Genomic DNA, 18884 nt, shown 5'->3' with positions numbered 1-18884 from the left:
CTGCTAAATATTGATTAATATGATCAATAGATGGATCTGCCTCTAATAATAATTTTTTGGGCACCAAGTTTGAGGGTGTTATCTTAATTTCTATCATTTTTCCATTTAACGACCGCAGCAGCGGCATTTTAGAAGCAGCGAAGTCGCGAGTAAAATGTCGCGCTGCCTGCTCTTGTTAAGAGTCGATTTAGTCAAACTCTGTTTCGATTTTTTCATTGGACCATGTTTTGTTGGTCTTAACGTCTGTGACAGTCCATACACTAAATATGCAACCATACGAAAGCGCTACATCATGCATAAATTCTACCCAGCCAACATGCTGCTCTGGATCTAGGTTGATGGAATACGGCCTAGTTGTTCCGTTAATGTTCCAATAATCACCTTCTTGGCTGATGGTCATTTCATAATTTTCACTTAGTTGCTCTTTTATTCCTTCAGCACCACTTTGCTTTGGAGTAAAAAATTTGAAGTCGAGGACAAGATCTGAATCGCTTGTCACGCCAGCATCTTTTAGTTGCTCGTTAATTATTTTAACTTGAGCTAATCTTCGATTCTTTATTCTATCGTGATACTCATCCCATGTTTTCTGCGCTTGTTCTTCAGACATCCTTGGCTCCTCTGCAATTACGTTACCGCAACATAATATAAAAGATAGTAAAATTGATTTGATAATATTGTTCATTGGGACTCTTAACAGCATATTCTATGCAGTAAATCCCATTAATCTTCAAGCGAGTTTTTACTGATTCCAAATTACTTTTAATATCAGCATTTTACAAAGAAGAAAGTAATTTTCAAGAGGTAATTACTCCGCTTTACTGAATGTAAAAACAAGCATAATTTGTGTTTATTTATTAAATCAGCAACTTACCAATTACAAAGCGTAGTCAATACAAATGCTCACTTAAAACATCGACTTTAAAACTTAACGTTTGAAATTATGAAATACAAAAAATTATAAATATGAATAAAATATCTCACAATTCAATTTAACCTCAATCCCTCAAAAAACAGTGGTTGAGGCTGTCCTGTTTCATGGTCCGACAGACGAAGAAAATGATAATACTTTTTGAAAAGAAATCGGCCACTAACATGACCGAAAAGAATTGTTTTGTTTATTGACTTAGAAACGGCTCATTTGTGTTAGTGCTTATGCTACTTCTGCCGCTGGACTAGTTTGAGGAATAGCCGTACTGCTGCCTTCCTGAACTTCAAAGAACATTTTTCGAAACTTGAGCGGATGTGAGATTCCAGGGATTGGAGCTTTTGGGTCGCCTGCCCCAGAAACCAGTACACTACCGAAGTTAAAGATACGTCCGAGAATGCTTTGATCTACCTGAATACTCTCAACTTTTGAGATATTCATTTCGACCGTGTTTCTTCGGATAAGACCGAATTTGGCGATTACTCGCTTATTAGTAATAGCAAGTTCTGTGGTGTAGTACGTGATAGCTGCCGCCCCCCATAATATAAGGCCAATGCCATAGAATGGAAGTAATATTAACCCCAATAAAATTTTTGGTAGCAATGACCAGATGCTGGTCTTCCCTTCATATTGCACTTTCTCATCCTTAATAAGGTTCGATTCAATATATGATCCCATTTGGTTTTCTCCGTTGTTGTTGATTCTGATTGAGCACTAGCGCTCGGCTCACCGAGCAAGTTTTTGATGGCCGCTTTTTTGCGTATTTTTGCAAAAAAGGAGACAGCGAAAATTTGTCCGCTGCAGCCGTTTGTTATATTCCGATTATTTTTTCATACTCCATTAAATCTGAATTAGTCTCTCTTAGACGCTTATATTCATCTTCTAGCCAACCCTGGCAATTTTCTAAACAGAGTAAATGATCTTCATAATCGGATATATCTTTGATGGTTTCGCTTCGCAAAAAACCTTCATTATATTTAATGGCATCATTTAAAGCTGAAACTAGTAGAATCAAATGCTGTTTTGATATATCCAAGTTCATATTGCTTCCCTTATTACTAGCGTTGCGAGACGGTCTAATAACGACTTAAATTGGGATAATGGCATATCATAAGCGGGAGCAATAGTATAATGTGTTGCTCCCATTCGCCTATTAAATTTGTCTTTGACTATAGCAAGACCAACAGGAAGTAGCGTACCACATGGGATTTTATAATATTCCCATGAATTTCCTTTAAATGTATTCGGTCTATCGAACGTGCTGATCCCTCTTGGAGAAGGCTTGCATGTAACCCATTTAGTGCCATTTTTAGTAAAAACGGTTATATCCGCTGGACGAATTTGACCATTGGATAATACTTTATCTTCTTCAACTAAACCAAAAAGAGATCCCACCTGCCTAATTTTTCTTGCTCTCCAAAGGTTAACGGGAGCCTCTTCATAGTATTGATCAATATCATCCGAAGAAATTAATACATCCTTTAGTACCTCTATCATTTTTCTATCTCCATAGTTTGTTTAAATATAACAGCTGATTAAACGCAGTAAATCCCATTAATCTTCAAGCGAGTTTTTTACTGATTCCAAATTACTTTTAATATCGGCATTTTACAAAGAAGAAAGTAATTTTCAAGAGGTAATTACTCCGCTTTACTGAATATAAATATAAGCGTCATTTGTGTTTATTAATTAAATCAGCAACTTAACAATTACGAAGCGTAGTAATTACAAATGCTTGATAAAAGACAACTGCTATAAGTGATGTATATTTAAAACAATTTGAGGAAAAAATATCGTGAAAGGCTATAAAATTCTAGACTAATAATTCAATTTGCACGAAAAAATAAATCCCCTTTCAATCTAATCGCAACTTGCTATTTGCGCCGCCTATCAGACAAAAAGGTAAAACCTTAAAAGTACGATTTTCAATTTTGCTGGTAGCAAATTTAGTCAAACAATAGGCAAGGGTTCCAATTAATGATTGGAGTATTCATAAGTATTTTAAAGATGTCTTTTTAAAACGCCCGGCTTACTAACCAGTTAATGATTTAATATACGGTCCGAAAATAATCACACCAATCACCACTGCACCGATTGCGCTCAAAAGCACTGCACCAGCCGCAACATCTTTTGATTTTTTAATCAATGGATGAAATTCAGATGAAACGTGATCACATAAAAATTCAAGCGCAGTATTCAATGCTTCTGCCACCCAGACAATGACGATAGCAAAAATAACAATACACCATTCTATTTGATTAATACGAAAATAAAATGCAGCGACAACGACACCAACAGTTACGCCTAAATGAACCCAGGCATTGTGCTGGCTTTTAAGCAACTCTCCAATACCAGCAAGGGCATAGCGAAAACTTTTCAGTCTCGCTATTAATGAAAACGCATGGCTCATTAGTTTTAACCCATCATCCTTTAAGCATTAATCAGTATTCGCAGTGCCTGTGTTTGATTCAACCTTCAGTATTTTTTTGAGCCAATCGCCAATCACATTTAACATCACTTGTTTATCTCGACGCACAACAAAAGTATGATTGGCTGATTCAATGTACTTGATGTCAACATTTTTCATAAAGTCATAATCACCAAATACATCGGTAAATTGAGCTTCGTAATTATAATACTCGTTAATACCACCGGTAAAAATATATAAGCACTTAACATCACGTTGTTTGAGAAAATTCATTTCGTCAATGTACTGCTCTATTGGTGGCAGTTTCCAAATATACTCATCAACACTTTCACCATTTAACATTTTGGCCTTGTCTTTGCTGCCAAATAATTTTCCAATGGTTCTTTTTGAAACAGAAGAAGCCAGACGAACCGGGTCAACTGCAACTTGTGCATAACGTAAAAAATGAAATTTATTGGTTGGGTATCCATAACCGTCTAACCAGATACAACCGATGACTCTTTCATCTTTTAATGCCATTTTGTGTGAGTGAACGGCTCCCGTACATAAGCCTATGACAATAAAATTTTTAGCTTGATATTTGTATTCAAGAAAATCCAATGCATCTTCAATATCATTCAGGACGCTTTCTTCATGGGTTAAAGCACTGGGGACTTTAATACTATCGCCTAATCCACCCAGATCAAATCGAAATGCATTGATATTGTTTTTAGCAGCATATCGTGCAATATCAACATTCAAGCGAAAAGGTCCGGCTTTATGAGCAGTACCTGCATTTAAGACAACTAACATAGTATCGTTTTCAATTGGCGGCTTACCGCTTTGATCATTCAAGCTCAATATGCCTTGCAGGTTATTATTTCGTCCAAAAATTGAAACTATTTCTCGCATCAAGATAGCGCCTCCTCAATAAAGGTTAAGGTATCGGCTGTTGTTAATTTAATATCATGTTTCATCACATCATTCCAATGAATCGCCTCATCAATATAGTGACATTGATATTCGTTAAACATTTTATTAAACATATTTTCGCTATCAATATTTTCTGGTGTTTTTGTCGAATAGATAGACGTAACTGGCAAATAGTCAGGTAGTTCAACCAATTGCTCATCAGCACCATTTAAAAATTTTAAATAATCGGCTGAGTAATGAAATCCTAAATATTCATTTACTTCACTTACCTGACTATCTTGCGGATACTTGAACCAATATTGACTTTGTAAAAATTGACGATGCATCGCTTGCAGGTTTTGCCCAACTGATGACTGCTGAGTAATACAATCCCATAAAATCAACTGGTCAAATGAATAATTTTTAGCGGTCAGCAATGTTAATAGCGCGCCAGCACGTAATCCGATGGCGACAATATTATTAACACCACTCATTGCTTTTAACTCATCCGCCGCCAGCATAATATCATCACACCAGTCTGCTACACTGTAATCGGCCAACTCACCAAATGAATCGCCAGTACCGCGATAATCAAATCTAAGTACATGATAGCCATTATTGGCCAAGCGATCGGCTAAGGTACAAAGTGCGGTATGAGCACGATAATATTCATGGCCAATCGGATTGCAGATTATAACCGCCGACTGCCTAAAGGCGGTTCCAACAGGTTCATGGTGAACACCATAAAGAGGCTCTTGGCTATTTCCAAAATGAAAGCTATGCATGCTAATTTTCTACTCTTCTTCCCAAATAAGTTTTTTAAATACTTTTTCAAATATTCATCATTGATTAATTGTTAAATTAACTGAACACCTCATCGGTAAATTTTCGGTATTCAGGATTTAAATATTTTTTTAAAGATACGCTTTATACCATTTTTTCCAGATTGATTTTCTTTAATGCTATTTTTGTCTAACACACTATTTTTTGCATTTTTATCATCTAGATGGTGTCTTTCAGCAACCGAAGTCTCTGATACTTTCTGTTTTGAATTCTCAAGTTGAGAATTGCTCGTCGTTATCAATAGACTTTCAGATATTTTACTGGCGATAGTACTTAAATTCTCGAGTAATAATTCCCGAGGATGAATATCGATATTTTTTTCTTGACTAATCTGATTAATGACTTGCATAGAGAGCAATGAATGCCCTCCCAGATCAAAAAAGTTATCATGCCGACTAACCTGATCGATGCCGATAATCTTACACCATAGCGCAGCCAGCCATTTCTCCATCTCTGTTTTGGGTGGCACATAGCGTTGCTGTGTATTTTGTGCCTTAAACAATGAAGGTAATGCTTTTCTATCTAATTTTAGGTTGGGCGTTTGCGGCAAACTTGATAGTTCAACGAGATGCTGTGGAATCATATATTGCGGCAGTCTCTCTCGTAGAAAATTTCTCATTTCGGTAACTGTATGGGAATGCCCAGATTGCCAAACCACAAAACAAACCAATCTGACATCGCCAGAATCCGATCCAATTACCGTCACCGCACAATCTTGAACTGACTGATGATGGCGAACCGCAGATTCAATTTCACCCAATTCAATTCGATATCCTCTTACCTTTACCTGATTATCTAATCGCCCCAGGCATAGTAGTCGGCCATCAGATAAATAACGCGCTTTATCACCCGTACGATAAATTTTTCCTGAGCCACTGATAGGGTTGTCGATAAAGCGTTGTTCAGTTAATTCAGGCTGATTCAGGTAGCCCTTAGTTACACCTGCACCACCAATATATAATTCGCCAGAAACACCGGTAGGTACAGGATTAAGGTTTTCATCCAGCACATAAAGTTGTGTATTGTCGATAGCCTGGCCAATATCGGGACTAAAATTAGTGACCGCATTTAATACAGAATTTTCACTCGTACCATGTGAAGATGCACTCGCCAATTCACTGATCATTCCGCAACTCGACCATACAGTCGTTTCTGTTGGGCCATACATGTTCCAAAGTTGATCGCATCGCTGGGTTAATGTCGCAGCCAAGTCTGCGGGTAAGGCTTCACCACCACACAGCGCTTTTAATTTAGCTTGTTGACTATCGCCATCTGTAGATTTGCCCGACCAACCGGAAGAAATTAGCAGTCGCCAGGTTGCCGGCGTTACTTGCATGATGCTAATTGAGTGCTGCTTGAATATTTTTAATAACAATCGACTATCGTTTGCTTCTTGTCGAGTGGCAATAACAACTTGTGCGCCGTTGGTAATAGGTAAATACAGTTCAAGCACCGCAATATCAAAAGATAAAGTTGTTACGGCTAAAAGTTTATCATCAGCGGTAATACCAGGTTTAATTGACATGCTATTAATAAAATTAACCACGGCAGAATGCTGAACTAATACACCTTTTGGGTTTCCCGTCGAACCCGATGTATAAATCACATAAGCAATGTCATCAGGTGTTGTTTCTGCTTGAAAACTTAAGCCATTCGGTAGGTTGTTAATTAATTGGCTGATGTCATCAATAACAATGTGCTTATCGACAGCACTCAGTTTATTTAAATGGGCAGACTCGGTAACAACAAAATCAAGCGACGCATCTTGTATCATATAATCAAGCCGTTCCGTCGGAAATTCTGGATCCAGCGGAATATAAGCAGCACCCGCTTTTAAAATGCCCAGCATGGCAATAAGCATATTGACCGAACGGTCAACACACAAGCCAACCATCACGCCTCGTTCAATCCCTTGAGCATTTAAATAATTGGCAAACTGATTACTTTTTTGTTGTAACTCTGCATATTGGAGAGTAGTGCCCGAGCAACTCGCCGCTATTTTTTCAGCATGTAATTCAGCCGCACCATCGAATAATTCGTGTAATAAAGAAGGTGTTTGCCATTGTTTAATTGGCGGATGATTACGTGAAATTTCTTGTTCGTACTCGGCCTTTGTTAACAAAGGTATCTGCCATAATGACTGCTCAGTCAAATCGTTAATTCGACTAACTAGTGAAATGAAGTGGCGGCTGAACTGTTCAATGCTCTCGCGTTCAAATAGTGCACAGTTATAAACAAACGCACCCGAAATTTTATTTCCACGTCGTTTTAACCAAATATTAATATCTAATGGTGCACAATGGTTGGGAATTTCAATCTGCTGAATATCAATATCACCCATATGATTTTCGCGTGCAGAAACATCCTGATAAGTTAATGATGTTTGAAAAAGTGGCGCCCGACTAAAGTCTCTTTCTGGTTGCAAAACTTCAACAATTTTTTCAAAAGGCGTATCTTGATTGGCAAAACCAGAGAGACAGATTTCTTTAACGTTTTGTAAAAGCTGCGAAAATGAATTATCCGGTAAAATAGGAATACGCAGCACTAAGGCATTGACAAAAAAGCCGATCAGGTTTTCTGTGCCAGCGCGGGTTCTATCAGCCATCGGGGCACCAATAATCAGATCTTTTTGTCCGGTATATCGATAAAGTAATACACTATAAATACTGAGCATCACCATAAAGACCGATACCCCTTGCTGATTAGCCAAGGCAATTATTTTTTCAAATGCTTGCTCAGGAATATCAAAAAATATTTCTTCCCCCAAATGACTGGCAACTTCAGGTCTGGGTTTATCTAGTGGCATTTCCAGCACAGGCAAATTGCCAGCTAAATTTTCAGTCCAGTATTGCAGCTGTTGATTCAACTCATCACCACTTAAATATTCACGTAACCAATGAGCATAATCGGTATATTGAATCGGTAGTTCAGGGAGCGAATTGGTAGGCTGCCCAATATGCTGGCAATATCCGGTTGTCAATTCGTGTAGAAAAATATCAAATGACCAACCATCAAAAATTGCATGATGAGGCATAAAAAAGAGAACATGCTCGGTCTCTGACAAGCAAAACAACTTTGCTAAAAATAAAGGCGCATCTGTCAGTTTAAAGACATGTGATTGCAGTAGATTAAGTTGTCGATGAAGTTCACTTTCTTTGTGTTCAGCAAATTCAGATAAGTCTGTCAGCTCTAGCTTAAAATTTAGCTGTTCATGAATAATTTGAACGGGACTTGCCGCATCTTCTGAAAAACTGGTTCGCAAACTGGCATGACGTGTCAGCATATCCTGAAAACTTGTTTCTAATGCCGCGATATTCAATGAACCAATGAATCGAAAAGCCGATGGTAAATTATATAGCACCGTTCCCGTTTCTAATTTATCCAGATACCACAACCGTTGCTGTGCAAGAGAAAGGATATTTGCGGTATCGTCATCTTTTTTAGGAATGTTGTGGGTGTTTGCGACAAGTGGTTGATTAAAGTTATCTATTCTTTCTGCCAGTTGATATAATTGCGGATAATCAAATAAATCGCGATATTGCAAATGAATCGACTTGTCACTGGCAATTTGTTGAATTAAGTGTGCGATTAACAGCGAGTGTCCACCAAGCGCAAAAAAGTCACTGTCTCGACCAATTTTACGAACGGATAAAATATTACTCCATTGCTCGGCCAACCATTTTTCAGTGTCTGTCTGTGGCGCAGAAAATTCACTTGAATGATTCTTCTCTAACTTAACATCAGGTAAAGCTTTGCGGTTTAGTTTACCATTTGGCATTCTTGGCAGACTTTCCAGACTGACCAGGTGTTGCGGTATCATATAATCAGGCAGCCAGTCTCGCATAAACCTTGTTAGTTGTGCTAGCGTATTGGCTTGTGCAGATTCATTCGTTTCGCTTTTTGCTGACTCAATATTTTTCCAGACAACATAGCACACCAGTCTTTTATCGCCAGCCTGATGAGTTTTTGCCGCTAACGCACAATCGATCACTTCGGGATATTTTCTAACGACCGCTTCGACTTCATCTAATTCAATGCGATAACCTCGGATTTTCACCTGATTATCCAAGCGACCAATATATTCTAATTCGCCATTAAATTGCCGTTTAACCAAATCACCGGTGCGATACATCATTTCATTTTGACAGTAAGGATCTGCAATAAACTTTTCCGCAGTTAAATCTGTACGATTTAAATATCCTTGACTGACACCTTTACCAGCAATAAACAATTCTCCCGCTAACCCATTGGGCACTGGGTTTAGCGCCTCATCTAAAATATAAAACCGAGTATTCGCAATAGGTTTACCGATACCAAAGTGCTGGCTATCGATAATTTGGGTGCAAGAAGACCAAACAGCCGTTTCGGTTGGCCCGTACATATTCCACAAACATTTCACTTTATTAAGTAATTTTTCTGCCAAGTCTTTTGCCAAAGCTTCACCGCCGCATAACGCAGTTAAGTCGGCTTTACCTTGCCACTGGGTTAACAACAACATTTGCCAAGTGGCAGGCGTTGCCTGCATCATTGTCACTGCATGTTTGTGAATTAATTCGATTAACTGTCGTCCATCAGTAGATTCATTTTTATTTGCAATAACAACACACGCGCCGGCAAGCAATGGTAAAAATATTTCAAGAATAGAAATATCAAATGAAAGCGTGGTTACTGCTAACAAAACATCTTGCGGCGTTATACCAGGTTGCTGTGCCATGCTGAACAGAAAATTCATCATCGCACCATGATGAACCATTACTCCTTTAGGTTTTCCTGTAGAGCCCGAGGTATAAATAATATAAGCAAGGTCGTCACTATTTACCTGAGCATCAAATGGCGTATCGCTTAGCGTAACAATTTTTTCCGCCAGTTCATCAATTAGCAGTATGTGCTCTACCCTCGAAAAAATCCCACCAAAGTCTGATTGCGTAACTACAAAGCTTAATTGCGCATCGTCAATCATGTAAGCAATTCGATCTGCAGGAAACTGTGGATCGAGAGGCACGTAAGTTGCTCCGGCTTTCAATATGCCAAGCAATACAACCAGCATTTTCTCATTTCGTTCGAGCGAGACCCCCACCAATGTCCCTTTAGTTACACCGCAATCAATTAGATAGCGCGCAAATTGATAACTTTGATTATTGAGCTGCACATAACTCAAGTGTTGTTCACCAGCAACAGCCGCAATTTTATCAGCATATTTTTGTGCAGTGAGATTAATGTTGTCGTGAATTAATAGCGTATTAGGTAATTCGATATCCGTTTGATTATCCTGTGCTATCACTAAATTTTCATCATCTCTCGACAATAATTTAATTTGAGAAATTGCTCTTGCTGATTGATTTACAGTGTGTTCTAAAGACGGTGACAAATATTGTTGATTAATTTCACCAAGAACGGTAACAAATTCTTTAAGTCTGGCTTGAATATTTTCTGCCGAAAATAAATCCGTATTATATTGGCACTCAATGATAAAGCGATTACCATAATCAGCAGCATTAATGAACATTTCAAAGTTTTCGTAATGCCTTGGATTTGATAAAAACGCCGTATGTAAACCAGCAAATGGCAGCTCACCATCTTGAATGCCACGATCAATATTAAATAACACCGGTACCAATGGTATACGAGAAGGATCGGGTTTAATTTGCAATTTTTTCAATAAACTACCAAAAGTGTAATTTTGGTGTTCATAAGCGCTAATGACACTATCACTAAGTTGGGTAACCAATTTATCGAATGTCTGTTGTGGATTAACCTGTACCGGAATAGGTAATAAGTTAACACAATGCCCCACTAATCCCTCAGGTGAATAAGCAGGCTGAGCCGCTGACGGAATACCAATCACTAAAGTTTCTTCACCACTCCAGCGATTCAGGCACACAGCGAACGCAGCCATCATCAGCGATGTTAAACTTGACTTTAACGATGATGCCAGTTGTTTGCTTTGCTCGATTACACTAATATCAACTGAAAAGTCAATTCGTTTGGCATTAAAGGTTCGAAAGCCAGGCCTTGGCAGGTCTGTCGGTAATTCAAACGCGGGGGTAAATTGAGAAAAAAGTTGCGTCCAATAGGCCTCATCATTTTGTTGATTAATTTCAGTTTCACTTTCTTGAGCATACTCACTAAAAGGGAAAGCGGCTTCTATCTCAGGCATTTTCGAATTAACAAATGCACTGTAAACTTTAGCCAGATCGAACAATAAAATACCAAGAGACCAACCATCACAAATAATATGGTGCGCCGTTAAAATTAAGTAGTAATGTTGGTCAGTTTCATTTGTTAGTGTAGTTTGCGCATCAGTAGCTGTTTTGAGTAAGGTAAATCGAATAAGCGGCCCATGTTGTAAATCAAACCCTAACTCCGCTTCATCATCCAGTAACTGTTCGAGTTTTTCTTGTAAACTTTGCTGAGCAGTCTCAACAATTGTTAAGTCAACATTTAATGATTCGGCAATACATAAGCTTTCACCATCTTCACTAAATGTTGTTTTTAATGCCTCATGTCGATTGACTAAAAAGTTAATAGCACTTTTTAACTCATCAATATTTAACTGTCCCAGCAAGTGCAAGGTAATCGACTCATTAAATGCACAGGTTGCCTTTTCATGAATTTGAATCGACGACCAGATTTCCTTTTGTGCTTCAGTGGTTGCACAAGTTAAGGCTAACGCCCCCTCAGCAAATGGGTCAAAATCGACCGCATGGGTATTAATTTGTGACATTATACAGTTTCCATTTGTAAGTATTTACCAGGACGTTCCGGGTCTTCAATAAACCAGGCAGGATTTCCTTTACGATCCTTGCCTAATCGTGCACCCGCTACCGGCGGTTCTTCAGCATTAAATGTTTTAGCCGCTTTTGGTTTTTCAGACGGTAAAAAATCCATATCTAACATTTCATCGATTGCAGCTTTAAATTGATTGATAAACTGTGCGATATCCTTGTCACTGTGCGCAGTCGTTAAAAAGCATGGTCTGGCATCCCAAATATGTATTCCTTTTTCTCTCAACAATACATAAAGCAACTCTTCATAAGGTATTTCTTGTGGAATTTTTATTTTAAATAATGAACCACAACTGGCAATTTTTATTGGCACACCAACAGATTGACAATAATCATTTAGTGTTTTAACCATTTGTGTTGTTTTTTGGTTAAGATTCTTTTGAATTTCCGGTTCTGCTTTTAGTTTTTTTAATACCGCTTTTGCTGCCGCTAATGCCAAAGGATGACGCACAAAGGTACCTGCAAAATAAGTCACACCAACTTCGGGTGCCGAGTCGTCCCCATATTGCCAATAACCGCCATCAAGTGCATCCATGTATTCGCTCGCCCCGGCTATTACGCCAATAGGCATACCCCCACCAATAACTTTACCATAGGTGGCCAAGTCGGCTTGAATACCAAAGTAACCTTGAGCACCTTTAGGATGAATTCTAAACCCAGTGATAACTTCATCAAAAATTAATGCCATTTCATTTTCGGTACAAATAGCGCGTAACTTTTCGAGGAAAGCTTTCGGTTGTAAACTGGGATTTCGACTTTGAACAGGCTCAACTAATACAGCAGCAATTTCATCAGCATGTTCGCGAATGTAATCCAGTGCGCTGTCTTGTCCATAATCTAAAATAACCGTTTCACTCACAGCAGCTTGAGGAATTCCCGCTGCAGCAGCTATTGAGGTACCTTGATTATTTCGGTTTACAATCACCTCATCATTAATGCCATGATAGTCCTCATCAAACATAACAATTTTATCTTTAGCCGTCACTGTTCGTGCTAATCGAATAGCACCAAGAACAGCTTCGGATCCGGTATTACAAAAAGCGACTCGATCAAGACCTGTCATTTCACAAAACCCTTTTGACACTTCTGCAACTAAAGGATTTTGTGGGCCAATTTCGTAACCTTGTTGCAATTGTGCCGCAACAGATTCACGAATAAAATCGGCACCATTACCAAAAAAGTTTGAACCAAATCCACAAGTAATATCGATAAACTGATTACCATCAATATCCCATAAATATGCGCCAGCAGATTTTTCAACAACAATGGGATAAATAATTTCTTTGAGTGTATTTCGAAATCCCGAAACAACGCGAGGATCAGCCAACTGCTTACGGTTTTCTTGAGCAAAGCTTTTAGAACTTTTAAATTTTTCATTATAACGGTCTGACAGTGCTTGCAGATCAGATTGTTGTTTACTTGTCAGCTCATTACTTCGTTTAACATTAATTCTCACCGAAGCGCCAAATGGTTTTGCCTTACTTTCACCAGTTACACCGGTTTTAGCCGTTGTTTCGTTTGATGGTAAAACGGTGCTTGCACTTGCCTGTTGCGCAGTATCGACTGAATGAGGAGCAGCCTGCGCGGCAGTTATCGCGGATAAAGGTATATTTTGCTGCCCTAGCGCTTGGGTCAATAACTGAGTTTGACTATTTAATAGCTGTGCATGTTGACTTAGTAATTGAGTCAGGCCGTTAATATCAACATGGGCTCCAGCATTAAGTGATGCGGTAACTGTTGTTAGTTGTGGTATAGAGGCTTGTTGCTGTATGCCGGTTTGTTGCGGCAGAATCGCTTGCGTATTTTGCGTTACAGCTTTGGCTTGCATCGATGCAGCCTGATGATCAGGAGAATGTCGATTATTGGCTATAGGAGGCTGAGCAGGTGGGGCCAAGTTGACACCTTGCTCAGCTAAATAATTTGCCAAATCGGAAAAAGTACCACACTCATTCAATAACTGCCGAAAAGTGACCTTAACTTTAAATACTTTTTTAACTTGTAATGCTGCTTGTGTTAAGAAAAGCGAATCCAATCCTAGTTCGAAAAAGCCTTCGTCATTGCCTGCTTGAGTTAAATCAAGGCCAGAAGCATCCGAAAACAGGCTTTTTAATTGATCAATTAATGTATTATTCACAGTTGCTTGCTCCAAATTGATAGTCGCAAAATTGAAACTATCTAAAATATTGTCATGATGATTTAATTCAGCGGGCTGCTGGTGGACCGATGAAATTAAAGGTTGAATTTTAAAAGTTTTCCGTTGAAATGGGTAAGTAGGAATTTTTACCCTTTTATTTGAATATTGTTCGATTAGTAATGACCAATTTGGCGATAGGCCAAACTCCCAAAGTTGACCTAACAAAGTAGCAAAATTATTCAGTTCTTCACGTTTTTTTCCTGGATTTATCATCGCAGGACTAAAGCGAACTTGAGTTAAATCACTTAGGTTTTGCATCAAAAATCCTGATAGGACTTGTCTTGGACCAAGTTCAAGATAAACTGTATCTGACAGTTCATTCAGTGTTAATGAACCTTGATAATATTTAACCGGACTGACAATTTGGCGTGCCCAATAGCCAATATCTTGCGCTTCACTGTCCTTAATCCATGTTCCACTAACACAAGAAATAAAAGGAATGATTGGTTTTGCTAATGTAATTCCCTGCAACGCTTCGATAAATTCAATTTCGGCCTGAACCATCAATGGCGAATGAAAAGCGTGAGAAGTTACTAATTGGCGTGTTTCAATTTGCTTTGCATTCAGTTGGCGAGCAATGTTTTCTATCTCTTCCGACGGTCCGGATAAAACATTGGACTCTTCAGTATTATAAGCTGCAATGACTACGCTCTGTGTTAAATAGGGCTGTATATCATCAAGTGTTGCATGTACCGCTAACATATCACCTGCAGGTTGTGCCTGCATCACTTTGCCTCGTGTGACAATCACTTTAATGGCTGTTGCTAAATCGAAAACCTCTGCGATAGTTGCCGCCACCAATTCACCAATACTATGTCCAAAACAGTGTGTCGGATTAATGTCTAGTTGATTAAGTGTTTGTGCCAGTGAATACCCAATAACAAACAGTGCAGGCTGAGCTAATGCGGTCTGATTTAATGCTGATGGTTGATGATGAATAATATTAAAAATATCGATGCCATGTTCATTTTGTAAAATCTCATTGCATTGATCAAAATATACTCTGAATATTTCGATATTTTCATACAAGGCACACCCCATTTTAAATGTCTGAGTGCCTTGCCCTGGAAATAGATAGACAATATTTTGTGCGGTAAATGGTTTTGCGTTAAATGCTTTCTTACTTGCCGTTTTTTGGCTAACGGATTGTCCAAAAGAATCTATACGACGCTGCAATTTTTCCATATTGAAAGAAGCTTGCTGTAAATCATCAATTACAACACTGGCACGATAATCAAACGCTGTACGATGCTGAAGAATACTCACAGCAATATCATTAGGATCAACAAAAGATGATGATGTTTGGGTTAAACTGAGTGATAGCTGATTAAAATAGTCTTGATACTGTTTAATATACGCTTGTAACGCTTCACAACTTTTAGCACTGATACAAACCGGTAACTTGAAATCTAATGGATGATTCGTATTTTTATCCGCTGTTGCATAATTAGCTAAAATCACATGCGCATTTGTTCCACCAACACCAAAAGAACTCACCCCAGCCAAGAATTCGTTTTTATGTTTTGGCCAATTTGTCATTTGATTCGTGATATAAAATGGTGAGTTTTGAATATCAATCGCTGGATTAATTTGTGTAAAATGAAGACTTGGCACAATACGCTTATTTTTTAACATCAACGCCGTTTTGATTAATCCAGCAGCACCAGCGGCTGCGGTTAAATGCCCGAGATTACTTTTCAGCGAACCAATACCGCAAAAATTTTTATTCTCGGTATAATTTTCAAAGGCTTCTTGTAGCGCCGCAATTTCAATCGGGTCACCAAGTGGTGTCGCGGTGCCATGCGCTTCAATATAGTCCATATTTTTAGCATCGACATCCGCATCAATCATCGCACTCAAAATGACATTCTTTTGTCCATCAATACTAGGTGCCGAAAAACTGCCTTTTGCCGCGCCATCATTATTTATTGCAGCACCTTTGATCACTGCATAAATTTGGTCGTTATCAGCGATAGCATAATCAAGTCGTTTTAATACAACCACAGCACAACCATCACTAAAAACAGTGCCACTGGCATTGGCATCAAATGTTCGCGTGTGTCCATCTTTAGAAAAGATGCCACCTTCCTGATATTGATAGCCTTGCTGTTGTGGAAATGTTAAAGAAGCGGCACCGGCAATTGCCATATCACAGGTCCCTTCACGTAAGGACTGAACCGCAGTTACTACAGCAACCAAAGACGTTGAACAAGCAGTCACAATACTCAAACTGGGGCCGGTCAGATTCAGCTTGTGAGAAATTCTAGTCGCGGTGTAATCCTTTTCGTTTGCAATCATTGCCTGAAACTTACCATAAGCATCAAGTTTCGATGTATTTTGCAGGATGTTATTTAAATAGTAACTGTTATTGCCAACACCACAAAAAACACCAATTTGGCCAGCAAAATTTTGCACAACAATACCGGCATCTTCTAACGCTAACCAAGACTGTTCGAGTAATAGCCTTTGCTGTGGGTCAATAAACTCTGCTTCCACTGGTGTGATTGCAAAAAAAGCGGCATCAAATTCGGTGGGGTTTTGAATTAAACCTCGTGCATAGATTTCATCACTGGATTGGTTTTGCAGATCTTTGGCTGCTGAGGAAAAAGTAATACTTTCTTTTCCTTCAATTAAGTTATGCCAAAACTCAGCTAAAGTATTTGCGCCTGGTACAGCGACTGACATTCCAATGATTGCAATATCTCGTGAACTTTTTTGTCGAGAGTGACGCTCAGCATGAGTTTCATTTTGAGGACGCGGAGTTTTTGATGTTGTCTGGCTAAGGCTATTTAAAAAGATTTGAATTGAAGCATATTGAAATAATCTATAAGCGGGAATATCGAGCGCAAGTTCATCATAAAATCGAGCAGCGATGGTGTTAGCTTTAAGCGAACTCATACCAGCATCGACCAAACTAATATTCGGGTTTATAACCGTTAAATTAAGCGCTTCACAAATAATTTGAGTGACCTGTCGATCTAGTTGTACGGATTGATTGGGCGTCGTCGATTGCGTATTGGAGAAATTCGCCAGCATACTACGTCTATCAATTTTGCCACTTGGTGTTTTGAGTAGCTCAGCTACTGCAACCAATTTCTCAGGAATCATATATTCCGGTAATGATTTGGCAATTTCTGCTCTTACTTTTTGAATTTTACTTTGAGATCCCTTTTGCGCATTTTTAACGTAACTCAAATCATAATTTGAATCATTAAGTACTAAAAAGCCCACCAAAGTTTGTTTACCTGATTGCTCACCCGCAACAGCAACGGCTACCTGGGTAATATCAGCACAACTCAATAAAGCCGCCTCAACTTCACTGGTTTCAACACGATAGCCATTAATCTTTACTTGGTTATCAATACGATCTTTATAAACAAAGTTTCCATCATGCAGTTCTTCAGCAATGTCGCCCGTTTTATAAGCCAGAACTTTTTGTCCTTGATAAGTAATCGGGGTAAAGCGCTTTTCAGTTTCGGTTTGATTATTAATATAACCTTCAGCTAAAACTTCACCAGCAATATATATTTCACCCGTTGGGTTAGTCTGCTTACTGTTTGATGTTTGCAACTTTGCATCGGCAACTAAAATAATTTTTGCGCCATCAATAGGCTTACCAATAGGTGGAATTTCTGGCCAGCGGTTCACTTGCTGTGGCATTTCATATTGTGTAACCACATGCGTTTCGGATGGACCGTATTGGTTATAAAGTTTTGCTTGGTTGCATTGCTGAAAAAACTGTTTAATTTCTTCATTAATAATTAGTTGTTCACCGGCGGTAATAACGTGTAGTAATTGCTGAGGAAAAACTTGTAGTCGAACAGCCCACTGTGATAAGTGCAGTAGCGCAATATAGGGCATAAAGATTCGCTCAACGTTGTGGTCAATCAGGTATTCCAGTAGTGATTTAAAATCTCGCCTGGTCTGTTCCGGTAATAAAATCAAAGTACTACCCGAACAAAGCGTTGCAAAAATTTCTTGAAAAGATACATCAAAGCTTAATTGAGAAAACTGCGCAGTACGAAATGTTGCATTAGCAGGATATTGATTGTTCTGCCATTGAATTAAATTATCGACCACTTCATATTTCATCATCACGCCTTTGGGGTCACCAGTCGATCCTGAGGTGTAAATAATATAAGCCAGTGTTGGTGCGTTTGCTTCAACATCAATTGTTGTTGATTGTTCGTGCTTTTCCGGCGACTTTGTCCTTTGAGAAAAGTCGAGTTCATTAATTAAAACGATGGTTTGCGACGAATAATTTAAACCTTGAATATCACTCAGAATAAACTGACAATCGGCATTTTTTACCATGTACTGCAAGCGTTTTTCGGGGTAAACCGGATCAAGAGGTAAATAAGTACAGCCTGATTTTAACAATGCAATAATGCTGGCAATAGCCAGTTTTCGGTTTTGCATTTGAATACCGACGATTTGCCCTTGCGAAATACCTTGCTCAGCGAGATAAATGGCAATTGATTGAGAAAGATGATTTAGGTATTCATACGAATAACTTCCCTTTTCATCTTCAATGGCAACCTTTTGTGAATTAGATTGAAATGAAGCAAAAAGCGACGAAAGTAAAGGCATAATTCAAGATTCCATCATCAATATTAATCTAAATTTTTATTTAACGGGACAATTGTTCAAACTGGGCAATTCGATATCAATAAACAACGAGTAATTTTTATCAATTGGGCAAGAGAATAATTGAACTCAAATTGATTATGATGATGAGGAAACTGGGGTAGAAATATGTCGATAACTAACTTTAATAAAGTTGGAAGTTGTTATCGCTATTTACGCAGAAATAATCCA

General features: G+C 38.5%; 9 protein-coding genes. All 9 read right to left on the bottom strand.

Going from position 1 to position 18884, the window contains the following annotated elements; translation table 11 throughout:
* Positions 1-187: 187 nt before the first annotated feature.
* Positions 188-607, bottom strand: a complete 420-nt coding sequence (locus ABVT42_RS14720) for a hypothetical protein (protein ID WP_353896423.1) — start codon at positions 605-607, stop codon at positions 188-190.
* 543 nt (positions 608-1150) lie between these two features.
* A complete protein-coding gene (locus ABVT42_RS14715; RefSeq protein WP_353896424.1) occupies positions 1151-1603 on the bottom strand; it encodes a PH domain-containing protein in 453 nt (150 codons plus the stop codon).
* 133 nt (positions 1604-1736) lie between these two features.
* Positions 1737-1967 carry a hypothetical protein gene (locus ABVT42_RS14710; RefSeq protein ID WP_353896425.1) on the bottom strand — a complete coding sequence of 77 codons (231 nt, stop codon included), beginning with the start codon at positions 1965-1967 and terminating at the stop codon, positions 1737-1739.
* Positions 1964-2422, bottom strand: a complete 459-nt coding sequence (locus ABVT42_RS14705) for a Tse2 family ADP-ribosyltransferase toxin (RefSeq protein WP_353896426.1) — start codon at positions 2420-2422, stop codon at positions 1964-1966. The genes ABVT42_RS14710 and ABVT42_RS14705 overlap by 4 nt, the downstream gene beginning before the upstream one ends.
* A gap of 535 nt (positions 2423-2957) precedes the next feature.
* Complete coding sequence (locus ABVT42_RS14700) at positions 2958-3335, bottom strand: diacylglycerol kinase family protein (protein WP_353896427.1); 378 nt, start codon at positions 3333-3335, stop codon at positions 2958-2960.
* A 27-nt stretch (positions 3336-3362) separates the two neighbouring features.
* Positions 3363-4244: an alpha/beta hydrolase family protein gene (locus ABVT42_RS14695; protein ID WP_353896428.1), complete on the bottom strand. Its 882-nt coding sequence runs from the start codon at positions 4242-4244 to the stop codon at positions 3363-3365.
* Positions 4244-5029, bottom strand: a complete 786-nt coding sequence (locus ABVT42_RS14690; RefSeq protein ID WP_353896429.1) for a serine aminopeptidase domain-containing protein — start codon at positions 5027-5029, stop codon at positions 4244-4246. Before ABVT42_RS14690 ends, ABVT42_RS14695 begins: the two co-directional genes overlap by 1 nt.
* 110 nt (positions 5030-5139) lie before the next feature.
* Positions 5140-11811 (bottom strand): amino acid adenylation domain-containing protein, encoded by a 6672-nt coding sequence (locus tag ABVT42_RS14685; RefSeq protein ID WP_353896430.1) that lies wholly within the window; start codon positions 11809-11811, stop codon positions 5140-5142.
* Entirely contained in the window at positions 11811-18656 is a 6846-nt protein-coding gene (locus ABVT42_RS14680) for an amino acid adenylation domain-containing protein (protein WP_353896431.1), read from the bottom strand. The genes ABVT42_RS14685 and ABVT42_RS14680 overlap by 1 nt, the downstream gene beginning before the upstream one ends.
* Positions 18657-18884: the final 228 nt, after the last annotated feature.

The sequence above is a fragment of the Aliikangiella maris genome, from assembly GCF_040719265.1.
GTDB lineage: Bacteria > Pseudomonadota > Gammaproteobacteria > Enterobacterales > Kangiellaceae > Aliikangiella > Aliikangiella maris.
The sequence above is the reverse complement of the archived record's forward strand: the minus strand, read 5'-3'. Positions and strand labels throughout refer to the sequence as shown.

Coding starts and splice junctions, on each gene's coding strand:
- ABVT42_RS14690 (WP_353896429.1), bottom strand. CDS start 5,029: ATGCATAGCTTTCATTTTGGAAATAGCCAAGAGCCTCTTTATGGTGTT.
- ABVT42_RS14680 (WP_353896431.1), bottom strand. CDS start 18,656: ATGCCTTTACTTTCGTCGCTTTTTGCTTCATTTCAATCTAATTCACAA.
- ABVT42_RS14715 (WP_353896424.1), bottom strand. CDS start 1,603: ATGGGATCATATATTGAATCGAACCTTATTAAGGATGAGAAAGTGCAA.
- ABVT42_RS14710 (WP_353896425.1), bottom strand. CDS start 1,967: ATGAACTTGGATATATCAAAACAGCATTTGATTCTACTAGTTTCAGCT.
- ABVT42_RS14700 (WP_353896427.1), bottom strand. CDS start 3,335: ATGAGCCATGCGTTTTCATTAATAGCGAGACTGAAAAGTTTTCGCTAT.
- ABVT42_RS14685 (WP_353896430.1), bottom strand. CDS start 11,811: ATGTCACAAATTAATACCCATGCGGTCGATTTTGACCCATTTGCTGAG.
- ABVT42_RS14720 (WP_353896423.1), bottom strand. CDS start 607: ATGTCTGAAGAACAAGCGCAGAAAACATGGGATGAGTATCACGATAGA.
- ABVT42_RS14705 (WP_353896426.1), bottom strand. CDS start 2,422: ATGATAGAGGTACTAAAGGATGTATTAATTTCTTCGGATGATATTGAT.
- ABVT42_RS14695 (WP_353896428.1), bottom strand. CDS start 4,244: ATGCGAGAAATAGTTTCAATTTTTGGACGAAATAATAACCTGCAAGGC.